Source organism: Rhizobium sp. BK289, assembly GCF_014193575.1.
Classification (GTDB): Bacteria; Pseudomonadota; Alphaproteobacteria; order Rhizobiales; family Rhizobiaceae; genus Rhizobium; species Rhizobium tropici_C.
Genome location: NZ_JACHZO010000004.1, coordinates 224,633 through 242,820, shown reverse-complemented (window position 1 = coordinate 242,820; position 18,188 = coordinate 224,633). Strand labels below are relative to the sequence as shown.

The 18,188-nt window shown below is 59.7% G+C and carries 17 protein-coding genes; 4 read left to right on the top strand and 13 right to left on the bottom strand.

Going from position 1 to position 18,188, the window contains the following annotated elements; all coding sequences use genetic code 11:
• Window positions 1-7: 7 nt before the first annotated feature.
• Window positions 8-1,306, top strand: a complete 1,299-nt coding sequence (locus tag FHT84_RS09630) for an MFS transporter (RefSeq protein WP_113248901.1) — start codon at window positions 8-10, stop codon at window positions 1,304-1,306.
• 81 nt (window positions 1,307-1,387) lie between these two features.
• Here FHT84_RS09630 and FHT84_RS09625 read toward each other — a convergent pair whose 3' ends face one another.
• The 7 genes from FHT84_RS09625 to FHT84_RS09595 form a co-directional block, all read right to left on the bottom strand.
• The gene (locus FHT84_RS09625; protein WP_113248900.1) at window positions 1,388-3,484 is read right to left on the bottom strand and encodes a carboxy terminal-processing peptidase; all 2,097 of its coding nucleotides are present in this window, start codon (window positions 3,482-3,484) and stop codon (window positions 1,388-1,390) included.
• Between the two features lie 273 nt (window positions 3,485-3,757).
• Window positions 3,758-4,138 carry a hypothetical protein gene (locus FHT84_RS09620; RefSeq protein ID WP_112345713.1) on the bottom strand — a complete coding sequence of 127 codons (381 nt, stop codon included), beginning with the start codon at window positions 4,136-4,138 and terminating at the stop codon, window positions 3,758-3,760.
• Window positions 4,139-4,350: 212 nt separating this feature from the next.
• Complete coding sequence (locus tag FHT84_RS09615) at window positions 4,351-4,737, bottom strand: type II toxin-antitoxin system HigA family antitoxin (protein ID WP_113248899.1); 387 nt, start codon at window positions 4,735-4,737, stop codon at window positions 4,351-4,353.
• Window positions 4,737-5,033, bottom strand: a complete 297-nt coding sequence (locus FHT84_RS09610; RefSeq protein ID WP_183761930.1) for a type II toxin-antitoxin system HigB family toxin — start codon at window positions 5,031-5,033, stop codon at window positions 4,737-4,739. Before FHT84_RS09610 ends, FHT84_RS09615 begins: the two co-directional genes overlap by 1 nt.
• A 361-nt stretch (window positions 5,034-5,394) precedes the next feature.
• On the bottom strand, window positions 5,395-6,810 hold the full coding sequence (locus tag FHT84_RS09605; RefSeq protein ID WP_113248898.1) for an MFS transporter: 1,416 nt from the start codon (window positions 6,808-6,810) through the stop codon (window positions 5,395-5,397).
• 41 nt (window positions 6,811-6,851) lie between these two features.
• Complete coding sequence (locus tag FHT84_RS09600; RefSeq protein WP_113248897.1) at window positions 6,852-7,889, bottom strand: L-idonate 5-dehydrogenase; 1,038 nt, start codon at window positions 7,887-7,889, stop codon at window positions 6,852-6,854.
• A 97-nt stretch (window positions 7,890-7,986) separates the two neighbouring features.
• Window positions 7,987-8,634, bottom strand: coding sequence for a GntR family transcriptional regulator (locus FHT84_RS09595; RefSeq protein WP_348649336.1), 648 nt, complete (start codon window positions 8,632-8,634; stop codon window positions 7,987-7,989).
• Between the two features lie 191 nt (window positions 8,635-8,825).
• On the opposite strand from FHT84_RS09595, the gene uxuA reads away from it, so the two are divergent.
• Window positions 8,826-10,043: a mannonate dehydratase gene (gene uxuA, locus FHT84_RS09590; RefSeq protein WP_113248895.1), complete on the top strand. Its 1,218-nt coding sequence runs from the start codon at window positions 8,826-8,828 to the stop codon at window positions 10,041-10,043.
• Complete coding sequence (locus FHT84_RS09585; RefSeq protein WP_113248894.1) at window positions 10,040-11,515, top strand: mannitol dehydrogenase family protein; 1,476 nt, start codon at window positions 10,040-10,042, stop codon at window positions 11,513-11,515. Before uxuA ends, FHT84_RS09585 begins: the two co-directional genes overlap by 4 nt.
• A gap of 338 nt (window positions 11,516-11,853) precedes the next feature.
• On the opposite strand, the gene FHT84_RS09580 is transcribed toward FHT84_RS09585, so the two are convergent.
• Both FHT84_RS09580 and FHT84_RS09575 read right to left on the bottom strand, forming a co-directional pair.
• Entirely contained in the window at window positions 11,854-12,480 is a 627-nt protein-coding gene (locus tag FHT84_RS09580) for a class GN sortase (RefSeq protein WP_113248893.1), read from the bottom strand.
• Window positions 12,477-14,735: a marine proteobacterial sortase target protein gene (locus FHT84_RS09575; RefSeq protein ID WP_113249072.1), complete on the bottom strand. Its 2,259-nt coding sequence runs from the start codon at window positions 14,733-14,735 to the stop codon at window positions 12,477-12,479. The genes FHT84_RS09580 and FHT84_RS09575 overlap by 4 nt, the downstream gene beginning before the upstream one ends.
• Before the next feature lie 169 nt (window positions 14,736-14,904).
• Between FHT84_RS09575 and FHT84_RS09570 the strand changes: the two genes are divergently transcribed.
• Entirely contained in the window at window positions 14,905-15,666 is a 762-nt protein-coding gene (locus FHT84_RS09570) for a helix-turn-helix transcriptional regulator (protein ID WP_112345721.1), read from the top strand.
• Window positions 15,667-15,681: 15 nt separating this feature from the next.
• Here the strand turns inward: FHT84_RS09570 and FHT84_RS09565 are convergent, their stop codons facing one another.
• The 4 genes from FHT84_RS09565 to FHT84_RS09550 all read right to left on the bottom strand — a co-directional run bounded on the left by FHT84_RS09565 (window position 15,682) and on the right by FHT84_RS09550 (window position 18,184).
• A complete protein-coding gene (locus tag FHT84_RS09565) occupies window positions 15,682-16,431 on the bottom strand; it encodes a 2OG-Fe(II) oxygenase (protein ID WP_113248892.1) in 750 nt (249 codons plus the stop codon).
• Between the two features lie 262 nt (window positions 16,432-16,693).
• A complete protein-coding gene (locus tag FHT84_RS09560; RefSeq protein ID WP_169645374.1) occupies window positions 16,694-17,314 on the bottom strand; it encodes a YdeI/OmpD-associated family protein in 621 nt (206 codons plus the stop codon).
• A 118-nt stretch (window positions 17,315-17,432) separates the two neighbouring features.
• Window positions 17,433-17,864, bottom strand: coding sequence for an SRPBCC domain-containing protein (locus FHT84_RS09555; RefSeq protein ID WP_113248890.1), 432 nt, complete (start codon window positions 17,862-17,864; stop codon window positions 17,433-17,435).
• On the bottom strand, window positions 17,861-18,184 hold the full coding sequence (locus FHT84_RS09550) for a metalloregulator ArsR/SmtB family transcription factor (RefSeq protein ID WP_112345725.1): 324 nt from the start codon (window positions 18,182-18,184) through the stop codon (window positions 17,861-17,863). The genes FHT84_RS09555 and FHT84_RS09550 overlap by 4 nt, the downstream gene beginning before the upstream one ends.
• Window positions 18,185-18,188: the final 4 nt, after the last annotated feature.

Below are 18,188 nucleotides of genomic sequence, written 5' to 3'. Positions count from 1 at the left end.
TTATCCTTTGCCGCGCTCATCTCCTTTTGACCAGCAAGCCCGCGCACTCATCCCACTCGCGCTCCTCAACTTCTTCATGGCCGATGTTCAGGCGGGCATCGGCCCCTTTCTTGGGGTCTTCCTGACCGCGCATGGCTGGCAAAGCGGATCGATCGGCTCGGTCATGACGATCGGCGGCTTTGCCGGCATGCTGATGATGGCGCCGGCCGGCGCCTTCATCGATGAGACGACGCACAAGCGCGCATGTATCATCGTGCTTGGCATCTGTACCGTCCTGGCCTCCATGACCATATTACTGTCACAGGCCTTCTGGGTTGTGGCGCTGTCCCAGGTTGCGACTGCCGTTGCGGGTGCCGCGATCGGCCCGGCTCTCAGCGGGATTACCCTCGGCATCGTCCGGCAAGCCGGCTTCAATCGGCAGACCGGTTACAACCAAGCTTTCAACCATGCCGGCAATTTGGTCGGCGCCGCGCTATCAGGATGGCTCGGCTGGATGTTCGGACTGACGGCGGTATTCTGGCTTTCCGCCGTGTTCGGCGTGCTCACCATCGGTTCCGTTCTGATGATTCCCTCTGCCGCGATCGACGATAACGAGGCGCGGGGCGCCGTTTTCACCGTGATCGGCCCGCAAGGAAAAACGGAAACTGCAATGCAGCGCAAACCGAGCGGTTTCATGGTGCTTGTGGAATCAAAGCCGCTGCTGATCCTGGCCGGTGCTCTCGCATTATTCCATCTCGGTAACGGAGCGATGCTGCCGCTCTACGGGCTTGCCGTGGTCTCCGCCAAGCGAGGCGATCCCGCAGCCTTCGTTGCCCTGACCGTCGTGGTGGCACAGGGCACCATGATCATCACCTCGTTGATTGCGATGCATATGGCGGAAAGGAGAGGGCAGTGGCTCGTGCTGCTGATCTCCTTCATGTCTTTGCCGGTCCGCGGTTTTGTCGCAGCCCACCTGATTACCGCCTGGGGCGTCTATCCGGTCCAAATCCTCGACGGCGTCGGCGCGGGCCTGCAGAGTGTCGCCGTGCCGGCGCTGGTCGCGCGTATCCTGAACGGAACCGGCCGCATCAATGCCGGCCAGGGGATTGTGATGACCGTTCAAGGTGTCGGCGCATCCTTGAGCCCAGCCATTGGTGGTTGGCTCGCGCAGGAAATCGGTTACAGCGCGATGTTCGTTATTTTGGGGAGCTTCGCGCTCGGCTCGATTGCGCTTTGGATCGGCTTTCATGGCGTTCTGCGAGCCGCTGCGGCGGTGCCTGAACCCATTCAGGTTGCATCGCCCAGATTACCAGAGGGGACGTCCTAGGCCTATTGCGGCGCCCGCCAGTCAAGGGAGATATCGCGGTTCACCGCGATGTCTCCCTTGTGCAAACCCTTTGTTTCCGCGCTACTGAGCCGCCGTCCTCGGCGTTCCAGCCTGCAGGTCCGCTTCGTCCGCGAGGATCGCGGCTGCCTCGTTCAGCAGCACGTCCTTTGCGTTCTTGCGGGCTTTCTCGATGGCGATATCGGCACTCAGGCTGCGCTCGTTGGCCTGCAGGCCATCATCCTCTCCAGTGTCCACGCCGTCGTTGATCTGGTCGCGCGACTTCAGGCGATTTGCCTGGGCGGCCATTTCGTTGCGGCGTTCGGTTTCGTTGAGAGAAATGACCTGTCTGTCTCGCTGTGCTTTCAGCACGGCAATGTCTTCGACAAAGCGCTGGAAATCCTTGTCGTTCTGTACGCGTTCATCATGGCGGCTTTGAAGCTGCGGCAGCAATGCCTTTATGTTGCCGGCGGGCGTATATTTTGCCGGCTTGACCTGTGTCCACGGCAGGGCATTGTCATAGCTCGATTCACCAAAGCTCTTGGGGTCCGAAAGGCCCGGCAGGCTAATGTCGGGCGTCACGCCGCGCAGCTGGGTCGTGCCGCCATCGACGCGGAAAAACTGGGCCACGGTCAATTTCAGCTCGCCGAATTTCGGCTTGGCGTTATGGGCGACCTGGTCGAGATTGACAACGGTTTGCACCGTGCCCTTGCCGAAGCTGGGTTCGCCGACAATCACGCCCCGGCCATAATCCTGTATTGCCGCGGCGAAGATCTCGGACGCGGAGGCCGAACCGCGATTGATCAGCACACCGACCGGGCCGGTCCAGGCGGGGGTTGAAAGATCGTCGTTTTCCACCTCCACTTGACCGTCTGCATTGCGTTGCTGAACCACCGGACCTTTGCCGACAAACAGACCCGTCAGATCGATCGCTTCGGCGAGCGAGCCGCCGCCATTGTTTCGCAGGTCGATCAGAACGCCTTCGACCTTGTCCTGCTTCAGTTCGTCGAGAAGCTTGGCGACGTCACGGCTCGCGCTTCGGTAATCCTTGTCGCCTTTTCGCCGCGCTTCGAAATCTTCATAGAAGGCCGGCAGGGTGATGACGCCGATCTTGCGGGTGGCATCGCCATCCTTGACAGACAGGATGGTTTTCTTGGCAGCCTGCTTGTCAAGGCTGATCTTGTCGCGCACCAGGCTGATGACGTGATGCTTGCCGTCGGGGCCGGCATCGGCCGGCAGGATATCCAGGCGCACGACGGAACCCTTCGCGCCGCGTATCATCTGCACGATTTCATCGAGGCGGGTCCCCACGACTTCCTTGATCGCACCGTTCTCGCCTTGGCCGACGCCGATAATACGGTCGCCGACCGCCAGCTTGCCTGACAATTGCGCCGGGCCGCCCGCGACGAGCTCGCGGATCGTCGTGTAATCGTCTCTTTCCTGGAGCACCGCGCCGATGCCGACCAGCGAGAGCTTCATGGAAATATCGAATTCGGCCGAAGCGGTCGCGCCGAAATAGTCGGTATGCGGATCGACCGACGTCGTATAGGCGTCCATGAACGACTGGAATACGTCGTCGCTCTTGTATTTGTAGGCCCGCTCGAGCGAGTTTTCATAACGCTTGTCAAGCGTGTCGCGAATGGCGGCATCATCCTTGCCGGCCAATTTCAGGCGCAGCCAGTCGTTCTTGACACGTTTGCGCCACAGGTCATTGCTTTCCGCTTCGGATTGCGGCCACGGCTGCTTGTCGCGCACGAGGGGATAGTCTTCCTGCACGCTGAAATCGAACTTCTGCTTGAGCAGGCTGCGCGCATAGCTCATGCGATCGACCACCCGCTGCTCATACGTGTTGAAGATCGAGAACGGGATATTCAGGTCTTCCTGGTTGATCGCGTCGTCGATCTTGGTGCTGCCGGCCATGAATTTGTCGATATCCGCCTGCAGGAAGATGATCCGGTCCGGATCCAGGGATTTGATGAACCGGTTCATGACCTTGGCCGACAAAGCATCATCCAGGGGAACCGGCCTGTAGTGGAAACGGGTGAGGAATTCCGCGCTCAAATGAGCGGCCTGCGCCTGTTGCGGCAGTGGCGTCAAAATTGGCGGCGAACCTGCTTCCAGAGCATATGCCGACGGAGCAATTGCCAGGAAAAGGCAGAGTAAACCATATTTCATACGCATCAAATCTTGGCCCGATTCTGGATCATTGAATGTTGGATGTATGATCTTAGGTGGAACAATTATGGTTTTTTGGCAACCAGACAGGTGCTTTCCTTGCGGAAACATTTTTCCAAATGTCGCCAGGAGAGCTGATGGACACCACGTTCTAGGGCTGCCGAAAGGAAGTTCAGAACGGGGACGGAGGTTGTCTGTGTGGGTGGCGTTGGAGACTGCGGAAGGGGCCGTGAACGACCCGCAAGGGCAAAATATCTGCAAAATCCCCGCTGGCGCTCGCTAGACTTCCATGACGTCTTCGAAGGCTTCCGGAAAATTTTCACGTGCCAGCTTTTCGTTGATCACAAGCATCGCCTCATAGGACATCGGATCGAAATCCTTGTCCGCCGCCACGACCTCGCGTCCAAAGAGCAGGTTCAAGCGGGCCGCGTCGAGGTTGCCGCGCTCGAAAGGTTCGGTTCCGAATTGATGCCAGAGCGCGTGCAGGAAAGCCGCGTCGACACGGTGTTCCTGCGATCCCGGTCGCGCGCGGCGCGGGAGCTGTTTGATCGGCGTGACACCCCTTGGATTCGCACGGCGAATGGTGAATTGGATGCCCGTTCCCGGCATGCCGGATGGAAAGCCGCGGTGCTTTGTCATATCGGGAAGCTGCTTGGCCATGGCTATCGTTCCTGCTCGCTACGAGGTTCTGTCGGGCCCTTCCAACGCCAGGGCAACTCGATGGAGAGGGGTATACAGGCGCACTCTGTCGTGATTTCCGTCGTTCCGTCAATCCCGGGACCCAGGCTTTCAAAGGCATTGGTCCGCTGGCCGGGTTCGGGCTGATGTACCGCGTTCACGCGCCACATCGGGATGGCTTGGTCGGCGGCACTTCAAGCCGCATCAGTTAAAAGATGATATGGCTGCACGAGGGAATCGGCTGGAATGCCCCACTCCTTATGTAGTTTGTGGATCATATCCACTGTAAGGGCGCGCCTCCGGTTAAGCACCTCGGAGGCGCGAGACTTGGAGTTGAATAGATCAGCCAAGTCGGACTGCTTGCGGCCCATCATCTCCATGTGAGCCTTGATCAGCTCTATCGGCCCTGGAGCTTCGATCGGGTAATAACGATCCTCATAGGCTTCGATGAGAGTGGAGAGAATATCGAATCGGTCTGCCTCCGGGGTGCCAAAATCGGGCGGCGCATCGAAGTATTGTTCAACCTCGCCAATAGCCCAGGCAAGGTCTTCATCGTTCCTGATGGCGCGGATGTTGTCCATTACACGGTCTCCGGGTTGATATTATCGTATTCTTTACGAGTGCCGACAAATTTGATCAGCACCTGTTGGTATGGATAAGCGACGTGGACAATCAGACGGTATTTGTTCCCCCCAATATCGAAAATAATGCGGTTATCGCTGAAGAAATCGACATTCGCTCCGAACATCATTTTGACATCGGTCGGCCCGCTCCACATCGCCTTGTCGACCACTGCGTACCAAGTCCTTAATGGGGTTTCAGCTTGGGGATGGATTTCCCAAAACTTCCTCAATGTGGACTTAGCGATGATCTGCATGAGCAGTATGTAGCATATTCCCATATCGGGAACAAGGAAAATTTCCCGAAATGGGAACTCCCTGAAAGTCTCTCTTAAAAAATCGAAGTTCAAAGCAATGACGGTTTCCCGGAGCCAGCTTTTTTATGCCCAATGAGCAAACATGGTGCGGTATTTTCCTCTGCGGTTGCTGCCAAGATAAGCTCCTCCATACCTTTGCGTTTCTCATTTCCTCCAAATGAGCAGCACGAGTTACGGCGTCCGGCTCCGCATGATTTTATAGAAGAATGCGAAACAGTTTACCGATGGGCAAAGGACCAGCATGGCCTGCGCCTGATGCCACCGGATGTTCGGGTCCGGTGGCATCGGTCGTCAGAAGCCTCTATCGGGGATCGGATAGTTCTTCGGTTTCGACGTAGCCATAGACCTCGGGCAATATGAACTTGGCCGCGAGGAAGCCGATCAGCGACAGGATCGCCACCGAGAAGGTCGCGCCAGCCTTGCCGAACTGCTCGCTGAGGATGGGGAACACGAAGGCGCCGAAAAAAGACGCTCCCTTGACGAAGACGTAGCCGAATCCCGAAGCCGTTGCCTTGAAACGGCTTGGGGCGACCATGGACGATATCGTCATGCCGTTGGACGCATCCCAATAATGGCCCCACATGAGAATGCAGGCTCCGACGACGATGATGATCTTCCAATCATATTGTATGCCGAGGCCGCCCAGGATAAGGCCGAGGAATGCCAGGCCGAAACCCCACATGGCAACGCCGCGATGGCCGATTTTGGGTAGCATGAGAGGCGCCACATAACCGGAAATCGTCGCAAGGCAGAAGATCAGGGCGGTCACCATGTTCGTGCCGGTAATATTGCCGTCGCTCGACACACCGACACCGCTCAGCACCAGGATGACCGGCAGGTAGAAGCCCCAGGCCGTGAATTCCGCGCCTTGGCACGCGTTGGAAATCCACGAGAAGATCGTCGCCCGCTTCTTGATCGGATCGGCCCAGATAACCTTGAGGAAATCGCCGAGCTTGGGCTTGGCGAGTTGCACATCCTGGTTCGGAAGCATGTCGAGCGGATCGTCGAACAGCCGCTTGGAAACCTCCTTGGCTTTTCTGAAGTGACCGCGCTGCAGCAGGGAAAGAGGCGTCTCCGGCAGGTCGAGGCGCCAGAACAGGAGGATCGCCGCTGGAACGGCGCCGAGCGCGAGAGCGACGCGCCATAGCAGCGAATGGTCCATGCCGCTGATATACATCACCGTGATGATGATGATGGCGAATACCTCGCCGAGCCCGAACATGAACTGCCAGCGGCTGCCCATCTGTTCGCGCTTGCCCTTGGACATCGATTCCATGATGTAGGCATAGCCGTTGGAGATGTCGCTGCCGAGCGGAATGCCGATCAGGAAGCGGATGAGGATCAGTTCCCATATGTCACGCACGAAGGCCTGCGCGAGCGCCAGGACGATGAACAGGATCATCGTGCCGATGAAGACCTTCTTTCGTCCGAAATAATCGGCAAAGACCCCCCCGAGCAGCGCACCGATCAGGGCACCGCCCTGGACGGCGGCGGTGGCAAGACCGAGCTGTGCCGCCGTTGGATTGAAATCCGTCTTGATGAAGATCAGCACAAAGGCGATGGCATAGAGATCCCAGGCCTCGATGAGAATGGTTGCGATCATCATCCAGCCGCCCTGCGTGCTGGATAGCGTATTGGGCTTGTTTAACAGGACTCTCGTCGCTTCATCCGACAATTTCCGTATGGCTGCCGGATCTTGAGTATCAATTGCTGCCATTCACTCCTCCTCCACATGGTCGATCATTGCGCCTTGATTGCTTATGTCGCGAAGCTGAGTTGCACCTTCATTTGCGTGGTCCGGTCGCGGACGATATCGAACGCCTCGCGGATGTGTTCCATCGGCACCGTCGAGGTGATGATCGGGCGCACATCTATGCGTCGCTCCGCTATCATCCGGGCGGCCAGGGCATATTCGCTATGGAAGCGATGTGTGCCGACCAGGCGGATTTCCTTTCCGACCAGGGCATTGAACGGAATATGCGAGCCGTTGCTGACGCCGACCGCGACGATGGTGCCGCGCGGCTTCACGATGGGAAACAGATTGCCCAGCGCGATGCCGGATCCGGTGCATTCGAAACCGACATCGAAGTATCCCTTGTCTTCGGAATAGCCAGCGAGACGGTCGCCGTCGCCCCCATTGATGGCCAGGGTGGCTCCCATTTTCTTCGCCGCCTTCAACGGGGCTTCCGCCAGATCGACGGCAACGACTTCACGCGCGCCTGCCATGCGTGCAGCACCGATCAGAAGGGCACCGATCGGACCCGCTCCCATGACCACCACGCTCTTGCCCAGCAGGCTGCCGGCATTGTTGATGGCATGAAGGCCGACCGAGAGCGGCTCTGCACAGGCTGCCTCGTCCAATGCTGCCTCGCCGACGGGCTCGCATTGAAAATCCTCGACGACGATGAGATCGCGAAAGCCGCCATCGCAGTGCGGCTTGCGCATCGCGCTTCCGAAGAATTGCATTTCCAGGCAATGCTGCTGCTGTCCGGCCTGACAAAAACGGCAACGGCCGCAGGGCCGGCTCGGGCAAAGCGCCACCCGATCCCCTGGCTTTACATTTCCAACGCTTGCGCCGATGGCTTCAACGGTGCCGGCGACCTCGTGACCCAGGATGATCGGTTCGGTGACACGGATCGTGCCGATCCCGCCATCCCAGAAATAATGGATATCCGATCCGCAGATCCCTCCGGCACCGACACGCACCAGGACCTGGCTGTCGCCGACAGCACCGACGTTACGCTCCTCGATACGTATGTCGCCTTGAGCGTGAAGCACGCAAGCTCTCGTCTTCATGAGCTCCCTCCTGTGTTTCTGGGACGCTATCTTCCGTCAGGCAGGATGGAGCAGCCAATCAGCCGCCGCTGCCTTGGCTGTGCCGATTGCCAAACGGCTAGGTCGATAGCGTGAAAAAATCGGGATATTGCGCCTCGACCGACGGCAGATCCTCCAGAATGAGCTGCAGGTGCTGCCTCATCTCGCGCTCGGCCTCGTCGGGCGCGGAGCGTTCGATGCTGTCGACGATGGCGGTATGCTGTCGCACGAGCTTTTGTTGCGGGAAGCTTCTCAATGTGAGGTGACGCACGCGGTCCATCTGCAGCTTCACGTCCTCGATGACCTTCCAGCCATAGGATCGGCCCGCCGCGTCGGCGAGGGTCCAATGAAACTGCTCGTCCAATTTCATGAAGTCGTCGGGCCTGTCGATCGGGATTGCCGTCTGTTCTTCCAGCTGCAGACGAAGATGTCTGACCAGGCGAGCGTCGCTCTTGGCCGCAAGCTCGCGTACGATATGGGTCTCGATCGCTTCGCGGACGAAACGCGCGTCGATCACCTGAGCGATGCTGATTTTTCGGACAAAGGTACCGCGCTGCGGCCTGACTTCGAGCAGACCATCCTCGGCAAGCTTGATAAAGGCCTCGCGCACCGGCTGGCGGCTCGTGGCAAATCGCCCCGCGATGTCCACTTCCGACATCGCCGTGCCCGGACTGAACTCGCCTCGAACAATCAGCCGGCGGAGGGCTTTATATATTTGCGGTCCCACGGGGACTGTCGGCTCCAGCGACCATGCGGTCGTCCGGGTCTCGTCCGTGCGTTGCGCCGTTGTTCGGGTTGGGTGGTCAATCGTCGCCATGTCGCATTCAATATAGTGGACTACCATACTAGTCAATCACAATCCTGCATGCTAATGCAATCGCACATGCAGATCATGCCGTCTCGAAAGGGAGTAATATCGTGAAGCAGACTTGGCGATGGTTCGGGCCGCGAGATCAGGTTTCGATCGACGATATGCTGCAGGCTGGCGTGCAGGGTGTTGTAAGCGCACTGCATCACGTTCCGACGGGGGCCGTGTGGTCCGCAGCCGAGATTGCGAAGCGTAAGGCCGAAATCGGCCGCATGACGGATGGCAGCCCCTCCGGCCTCGCCTGGGATGTCGTCGAAAGCCTGCCTGTTTCGGAGGATATCAAGAAGCAGAAGGGCGAGTGGCGCGAGCATATCGCAAACTACAAGCTTAGCCTTGGCCATCTTCGCGACGCCGGTATCGAGACGATTTGCTACAATTTCATGCCGGTGCTGGATTGGACGAGAACGCATCTGCGATGGCGCCTTCCCAATGGAGCAACCTGCATGCGGTTCGATCTGGTCGATTTTGCCGCCTTCGATCTGTTTATCCTCGCTCGTGCTGCCGCTGCAGAGGAACTGCCCGACTGGCTCGTGGAGCAGGCGCGCAAGCGGCATGCGGGCATGAGCCAGGAGGAACGGCAGCAGCTGGCAAACAATATTGTCTGCGGCCTGCCTGGTGCTGCCGAAAATTTCACGCTGGCGGATGTGCGCGCCCATCTGGAGGATTATGACGATGTCCCGGCGGACCGGCTGCGGGCTCATCAGATAGATTTTCTTTCCGAAGTGGTTCCCATGGCGGAAAAGCTCGGTATGCGGCTGTGCTGCCATCCGGATGATCCGCCGTTCGCGCTTCTCGGACTGCCACGCATCATGTCGACGGAGGCGGATTATGCGGCGCTGATGAAAGCCGTCGACAGCCCGGCAAACGGCATCACGCTCTGCACGGGATCGCTGGGCGCCCGGCCGGACAATGACCTGCCCGGCATGATGGAACGGCTCGGCGATCGCGTCCATTTCCTGCATCTGCGCAACGTCAAGCGCGAATCCAGCAACGTCTACGGCTCCTTCTACGAGGCCGAGCATCTCGGAGGAGGCACCGACATGGTGGCGATGATTGCCGCCATCCTGCGCGAGGAGCGCCGTCGTGCCGCCATCGGGCGCGCTGACTGGCAAATTCCGATGCGGCCGGATCACGGGCAGGATATCCTCGATGACCTCAAGCGGGAAGGCCAGCCCGGCTATCCCGCCATCGGGCGGCTCAAGGGCCTTGCCGAACTGCGCGGCATCGAGACGGCACTGTCTCACCCCTCGGCAGGGCTGCAGGCATGACCGATCGGAAGCGCCTGTCTTCGCTCGCCGACATAGCCGGCCCGGCATCAAGGCCCGGCTATGAGCCCGGCCGTCACGGCCGCGGCATCGTGCATTTGGGAGTGGGCGCATTCCATCGTGCGCATCAGGCCGATTATACGGACGCAGCCCTTGCCGCTCGCGGCGGCGATTGGCGTATCGTGGGCGTGAGCCTTCGCGGCCATGACGTTGCCGACGCCCTCAATCCGCAAAACGGCCTCTACACGCTGATCGAACGCGATGCTGCCGGAGCACGCGCAAGGGTCATCGGCAGTATCGAGCGCGTCATCGCTGGGAGCCGCGAGCTTGCTGCCGTGATGCAGGCGCTTGTGGATCCGGCGACGCGCATCGTGTCGATGACCGTGACGGAGAAGGCCTACGGCATCGATCGCGCCAGGATGATGGCCGATCTCAACCATTCCGCCGTCGCGGCGGATCTGGCAAAACCCGCGCAGCCGACCGGTGTGCTCGGCGTTCTGACCGAAGCGCTGAAGCGTCGGCGTGCTTCCGGCATTTCGCCATTTGTCGTGCTGTGCTGCGATAATCTGCCTGACAATGGAGCTTTCGTTCGGGCAGGGGTTATCGATTTTGCCCGCAGATCCGACCCGGCGCTTGCCGACTGGATTGCAACCGATGTCGCCTTTCCGTCGAGCATGGTCGATCGCATTACACCCGCAGCAACCCAGCAGACGCTCGACGACGCCCGGCAAATGACCGGTTGTGTGGACCACGCCGCGATCGAAACCGAGCCTTTTCGGCAATGGGTGATCGAGGATCGCTTTCCGAGCGGACGTCCGGCCTGGGAGACGGGCGGCGCATTGTTTGTCGATGACGTGCGTCCCTATGAGGCGATGAAGCTGCGCATGCTCAACGGATCGCATTCGATGCTGGCCTATGCGGGGTTTCTGACCGGCCGACGCTATGTCCGCGATACGGTCGGCCCGGCCGGCTTTCGACCGTTGATCATGCGGCATCTGAGCACCGCGGCTTCCACGCTCCGGCCGCTGCCGGGCATAGAGCTCGACGCCTATGCGGCGGATATTCTTGCCCGCTTCGCCAATCCCGCCATTGCCCACGAAACCCGCCAGATCGCGATGGATGGCACCGAGAAGTTGCCGCAGCGCCTGCTGGCACCGGCCGTAGAGCTATTGGCCAAAGGCGCGGATACAGAGCCCTTTGCCTTCGCCGTCGCAGCCTGGATGCGCTATTGCCTCGGGCGTCAGGACGACGGCACGGCTTATGCGCTCAACGACCCGCGCGAGGCCGATATCGCCAAGGCTATTTCGGGTGTCCGCTCGCCGTCGGATCTAGCCAGGGCATTGCATGCCCTTCCGGGGTTATTTCCCGAACGCCTTCGATCTGACCCCAAATGGCTGGATGCCGTGTCGTTCAGGCTTGGCAGAATGATGATGGATGGGATGCGGGCGGCAGTCGCTTCCGAGCTGGCGCATTAGCATACGGCCGATGCCGTCTCTGATGACGCGCAAGTCTTCAAAATATCCCCTGTGGACGAATCACATGCTTCCCTTGTCGAAGGGCCGATCGGCTCTAGTTTGCGAATCTCTAATGATTTTCTAGGGTTAGTGATTGTGAGTTATGACTGGAGCGGCGTCCGGACACGGCGCATCAAGGCGATCAAAATGGCGGTTTCGGCAGTAATCGCCATGGTAATTCTGGGTGCGCCGGCAATGCTTTGGCTGAACGGTTCGTTCTGAACGATCCGGAACTTTAAGAGTTCAAACAATATTCAACGAGGCGAAGGCCGAATTCCCTGCCTTCGCCCTTATTCTCTTCAAGGTGCGGCTGCGCCACCCTCTTCCAGATCGGCATAGACCAGATAACGCAGCGGGCCGGATGTTACGGCGTCGAAGGGAAAGCATGTCGCGAGCACGAGATGAACACCATGCGCATCGGGGTCGATCCCGGCCTCATCCCAGCGTGCGACGGCCATATGCGCCACGCGGAAGGTGAAAATCCGGCCATCGCGGCGCGTGATCGTGATCTGGTCATTTTCCTTGATATTTCGCAGGAAGGTGAAGTGCGTGTCGCGATGCGCCGCGTAAACCGCCGTTCCGTTCTCGCCGGCTTCCGGCGTATTGTCGAGATGACCGGGACCGAAGGCCAGCGCCTGGCCGCTTGCGCCATTGAGGGCGATGGCGGAAACGCCAAGACGCGGAACCTCTATGCGCGCCGCGGGCCAGGTGTCGGCCCAGCTCCAGGGCTTGACCGGCAAGCCGGACGTCACGCTCTCGGCAAAGGCGCGCTCCAGCAGAACCTGAGCCAGGGCTGCCTTCGCGTAGATCCATCCGCCCTGGGCAGCGAGGAAGAGGCCTATGGCTATGAAAATGCCGGCGGCCAGGGACAGAAGGGAGCGCGCTGGCGCGCTCCCGATCGATTGGATCCGAGCGACGGCGCTCATGCCTTGCTCCTTCGCGATATGAAGATCAGCAGCGACGCTCCAAACAGCAGGGCAAGCAATCCCTGAAGGATGAGAAGCATTGCGGGTGTTGCCGTCTGCGGCAGGGGCGGGCTTGCCGAAGGCGGTGCCGAGATCTCCTGAACATCTGCATCGCCGTTGACACTTTGCGACTTGTCGCCCGTCTGGTGGTCCCTGGTGTCTGCCTTCGCTTCCCGCATCGCCTCGATGCCGAGGAGCTTGTCGTAATCCCAGCCGGCCGGCAGCTGCAGCGGGATATCGGCCGTAGTCAGAGGTGTGTTTGCCGGGCGCAGACGCTTGCTGTCGACCGCGACGAGGCTCGTGAGGCGTGTCACCAGATGATGCTCCAGCGCCAGCTGCAGGATGCGCTTGTCCGCTTCCGTCTGCGTGATCTTGCCAAGGGTGAGATTGACTTCGGCATCGTCGATCTGGCGGCGTGCCCAGATCTTGGAGATGCCTTTGGCGTTGCTTGCCTGATCGAGCGGCAAGGAGATCGTCCACGGGCGGTCACCGACCATGCCGCTGATGGTCAGGCTGCCCGCGGCTTTCCCCATGCGGGCGGCCAGGACCAGCGGTTCGCCATGATAGATGTCGGGCAGGAGGCTGGGCGACAGGTTGACATTCTTCTCCGAAAAGGCAGCCGCGACATTGGTGACTGCCGGGTTTTCCAGCTTGTCGAAGAGGATGCGCATACGCTCATCCACCTCGGCGACCGAACCGATATGGGTGAAGCTGCCGCGGCCGAGCTCGGCGGCACGGCTCATCAGGTAGGTGTTCGGCGCGGAGCCGATGCCGACCATGAAGATGCGCGAGCGTCCACGCGATTGGGCGATCGCATCGAGAAGCTGCTGCTCGTTGTTGACCTCACCATCGGTCAGGAAGACGACCTGACGCAATCCCGAAGCCTGATGGCTGTCATCGAGCGCTGCCTGGAGCGGCGGCAGCATTTCAGTACCGCCGGCAGCGTCGAGGCCGGTGACGAAGCGGCGTGCGGAGGCGATATTGTCCGCCGTCGCCATGACCGAATCCGGGAAGAATTTGGTCATCGTGTCATCGAAGCGAATGACGTTGAAGCGGTCATTCGTTTTGAGCCGGGACAGGGCATAGTCGAGGCTCGCCCTTGCCTGTTCGATCGACGTGCCACCCATGGAGCCGGAATTGTCGATGACGAAGACCACTTCTCGGCCGGCTTTTTGCGGCGTTGCCACAGCCGGCGGCGTCACATAGGCAAGCACATAGTCATCCTTGCCAACACGTTCGCGGAAGAGACCGACGCTCGGCGCACTGCTTGCGACAGCACTCCATTCGAGTACGAAGTCACGATCGGCCGTCGTATCGCCATCCAGAACGATCCGGCGCGCACCGTCGCTTACCCTATCGATCTCGACTGTGTGATAGAGGCTTTTGACGTCGTCGAGCGGAAAGCCGGCATTGAGATTGACCTTCAGCGTGACAGGATTGGTACGATCGCTCTCCGGCGCCAACAGCGGCGCGGAAACGGGCTTGCTGACGCCATTGCGCGACGAACTCTGCTTGGTCTGTCCCCAGCCGGCCTTCAGGTCTGCCCGCTGCGTGATGGCTTCGGCATTTTGCGGTGTATAGCGAGGAGCAACGACCAGCGGAACCCGCAAGGAGAAGCGGCCATCGGCCAGGTGTACGGCCTGCTGATATTCGATCTGGACGACGATCTTTTCATGCGGACCTATGTTGGCAACCGCATTGGTGAAGACATTCGGCCGTTGCTGCTCGACCAGGGACGCCTTCTTTCCTTCTCTGCGCGCCTTCTCATAGATGGCGCGTGCGGCCTGCTTTTCCTTGATATCGGCGACAATGACCCGGTTGCCGACGATCATCTTCAAGGAATAGACGGCGCTGTCCTCCGGAAGAGGAAATACGTAGAGGGCTTCGACCCATTTGTCGGTCGAATTTTCGAAAGCCTGGGTCAGGACCGCACGTGCCGTCGGTCCGTTGACGTCGATGTCGACATCGGTCGCAAGGCGCGGCGCCTCGGTGTATTTGCCATCCTGTGCCGTCTGGAGAAGAAGGCTGCCCGCGCCCATGTCGTTTGGGGTGACGAAGGCCGCCGGCTGCGCCTGCGACTCCAAGGGATGAAGCAGGGCGAGAATGACGGCGAGCACCGGCAGCAGGATGGCATTGCTGAACCATAGGAACAGGCCGGCTCCTGTAAGGACGGCGTACTGATTTCGATTGCGTGAAAGGCTTGGCGAGGCTGACATGACAGGCTCCTTGTTCGCTGTGGAATGACTGAAGCCATTGTGAACAAAGGCTATTTTCCCGCCAGCGTAAGCTTTGCCCTGTTTCGTCCGCATCTTGCCGCAAACGGTCTTGCCGGTGGCGGTCATGTGTGGAATTGTGAAGAAAATTACGCAATCAGGAAACGAGTGAATGGTCCAGGGCGACCCGTATCTATCCGAACATCAGAACAGCGCCGTGGCGGCGCGGGTTCGCGAAGAGATCGCCCGCCGGCGCATTTCCCGTCAGCGTCTTGCCAACGATGCGCGCATCAGTCTTTCGACCTTGGAGAAGGCTCTTTCCGGCCACCGGCCCTTCACGCTTGCGACCCTTATCCGCCTTGAGCAGGCGATGGGTGTCGTCCTGCGCGATGCGAGCGGAGCACAATCGACTGTCATCAACGACAAGCCGGGCCATGCCCCTGAGGAACTCGGTGCCTATTCCCGCGCTTCGGTCTCGTGGCTCGAAGGCACCTACCTGACGCTGCGTCCGTCCTTCGGCGATCCGAATGCGATTTTCGCCTATTGTACCGAGATCGCCTGGGACGGAGAGCGTACCTGTTTGAGCTTCCGGGAACGCGAGCGCAGTGACGCCTCGTTTTCGCAGCATGGCTCGGTCTCCGTTCCGCATCTGTCGGGGCATATCTATCTGGTGACGAATTCGTCCGGGCAGTACCGCATGGCCATATTGTCGCGGCCCAGCATCACGGGCGAGATGTTTGGCCTTCTGACGACCTTGCGCGCCGGGCAGGGCTCGCATCTCACGCCCGTCTCGACGCCGCTGGCCCTGCTGCCGATCTCGGCCTTCGCGCAGCCCTCGCTGGGGCGCGTTTCGGCGGGAGACCAAAATCACGAGGCCTATACCGCGATCATGCGCAGGATTACCGGCGAGAGCTACGCCGGTTTCGTGGGCTGAGAATGGTGGCAGCCATTATCGGGCATCGTGAAAGATGATGCCGACAGTGTGACGCATGCCAGAGCGAACCCGGCTGACCCCATGCCGGAGATTGACTCGGTAGTTCCCCTTTGTTCCTCGCACCGGGCGGTTATGAACCGCGAAGGCGACGGCATCGCCTTGGCGAAGGGGCACGACCTCCACACGGCTTTGCATGCGCGGCCGCTGCTCCGTCAGAACAAACTCGCCCCCGGTAAAGTCTCGGCCCGGCTCGGAAAGCAGGATCGCGACCTGGATCGGAAAGGCAAGCTCGCCGTAGAGGTCCTGGTGCAGGCAATTGAAGTCTCCGGGCACATATTGCAGCAATAGCGGCGTCGGGCGTGCCTGGCCGGCCGCATGGCATTGCTTCAGGAAGGACGCGTGCTCATCCGGATAGCGCTCGTCCGCGCCCATGCGCTCGTTCCATTCGTTCGCGATCCCGGCCAGATGAGGATAAAGCGCAGTGCGTAATCCGCTAAGAAGTTCGGGCAACGGATAATTGAAATAGCGGTATTCGCCTTTTCCGAAACCGTGACGCGCCATGATGACATGGCTGCGGAAGTGGCGTTCCTCGGGGTAAAGGCGGGAGATTGCATCGCATTCGCCGGGTGCGAGAAGCTTCGGAAGGATGGCGCAGCCGAAACCGTCGAGTTCTCCAGCAAGGGTCTTCCAATCATAAGCGTCGACCCGCGCTTGGACAGAGCGTTCCATCGGAGATGGAGCAAAAGTGGATAGCAAGGTGTTCATGTCATGTCCTCGGTTTGGGTGGGCTACCGCGAGCGTTGGAAGCGCCCGGTCGCCGCGAGAACCTGAAGCCTAGCGTCCGAACTGGAACCGTGGCCACCCGATTTCCGATGAGCCGTTTATGCGAAGGGAACTCAATCTCCGCCGTTACCGATCCGCCGGCCTGTCGCTCCGTCGATAAGGTGAAGCTTGCCAAGGTCGGGCTTCGGGGAAATGACGTCGAAGCCCACGACGAAGAGGTTGGCCGGCCGGTCGAGGGGATCGGCTACCGCTCCAATGCACCTTTTCCGGCGAGAATATGATCGCGGAACTTTACTATGCGCGCGACCCGCGTTTCGGACTTCTTCACGGAGCCGAGGTTGATTACATAGCTTTTCTTTCGCCCTGGTGTCAGATCGTGAAAAGCCTCCGCCAGCTCGGGATCGGAATCCAGCGCCTCGATCAACTCGTCTGGCAATTCGATTTCGGCCACCTCTTTCGCAGGCCTCATGCCCGCTTCCGCATATCCCATTGCCTCCTTCAGATAGGCGCGGATGATGGGTTCCAGTTTTGCCACGGCGGCATTGTTCACGAAGCGGATCATATCGGGATGCCTGGTATTCTGCCCTTGTTTTTCGAGCACGCCCTCGGGGTCCTTCATCAGTGCCGCGTTGAAGAAAGTGAGGCGAAAATCGCCGCGAAATGCGCCGATGATGACGATATTGCGGCCCTGATGCATGTAGCATGGATGTGCCCATTTTACCGTCTCGATGAGCCCCGCTTCCAGACAGATTCGACGCAGCTCGTTCAGACCACCAATCCATTGTCTGGTCGAACAGTCCGGGGTCGCAAAGCGTTCGCAGCGTCCGCATCCCTTGCTGAAGAAATCCTCGATATCGGTAATCATTTCCTCATCCACCTCCAAATTTTGCTAGTCGACGCGTCGAAACAGGATAATGGGCCCGATGAAAGCAAGCGGCAGGACGGTGCAAGCATGATTACACCCCCGGCTTGCCGCGATGGCCTCAACTTACGCTCGTCAGCACCTGTTCAAGCCTTCCAAGAAACCGCCGCCATCCAGCTTTGGCACCTCCGTAGGCCTGTTTCTGATCCGGCCGGAAGCCGCGCTGCTCCACGCGCAGATGGGTTCCGTTCTCCGTCGGTGCCAGCGTAAAGGTCACGACACTCTTCAGATCGAAAGCCGGGTCATCATGTGTGAAATTCCATGTGTAGGACAGTCTGCTGTTCGGCTCGATGACGAGCACCTCACAATCCAAGACACCGCCCCAGTCGCTGCGAAGAGTAAACCTGTGGCCCAAGGCGGGAACGAAGTCGTTCTTCATCAGCCATTCCGCCATCAGATGCGGCTGAGTTAGGGCGCGCCAGACCCGTTCCGGCGGATGAGCGATGTCTCGCTCGACGACGGCGGCGCGCACCTCGGGCGATGCTTCTTTCATTGATCCATCCTGCCGAGCAGATCTTCGAGATCGTCGAGCTTGTCCTCCCAAAAGCCAGCCATTTGGCTTGCCCAATCAACCAGCGGCTTAAGAGCGTTTCGCCGTACGCTATAATGGGTCTGGCGTCCTTCATGCCGGTCACCCACCAGCCCCGCCTGTTTCAGGACGGCAAGATGCTTCGAAACACCTGGTTGGGATACCCCGGCATAAGCGGTGAGCGCAGCAACGGTCTGATCGCCATTGTGGCACAATCGCTCGAAAATCGCCCGCCGCGTCGGATCGGCGAGAGCCCTGAAAATTGGATCGTGACCGTTGGCCATGGCA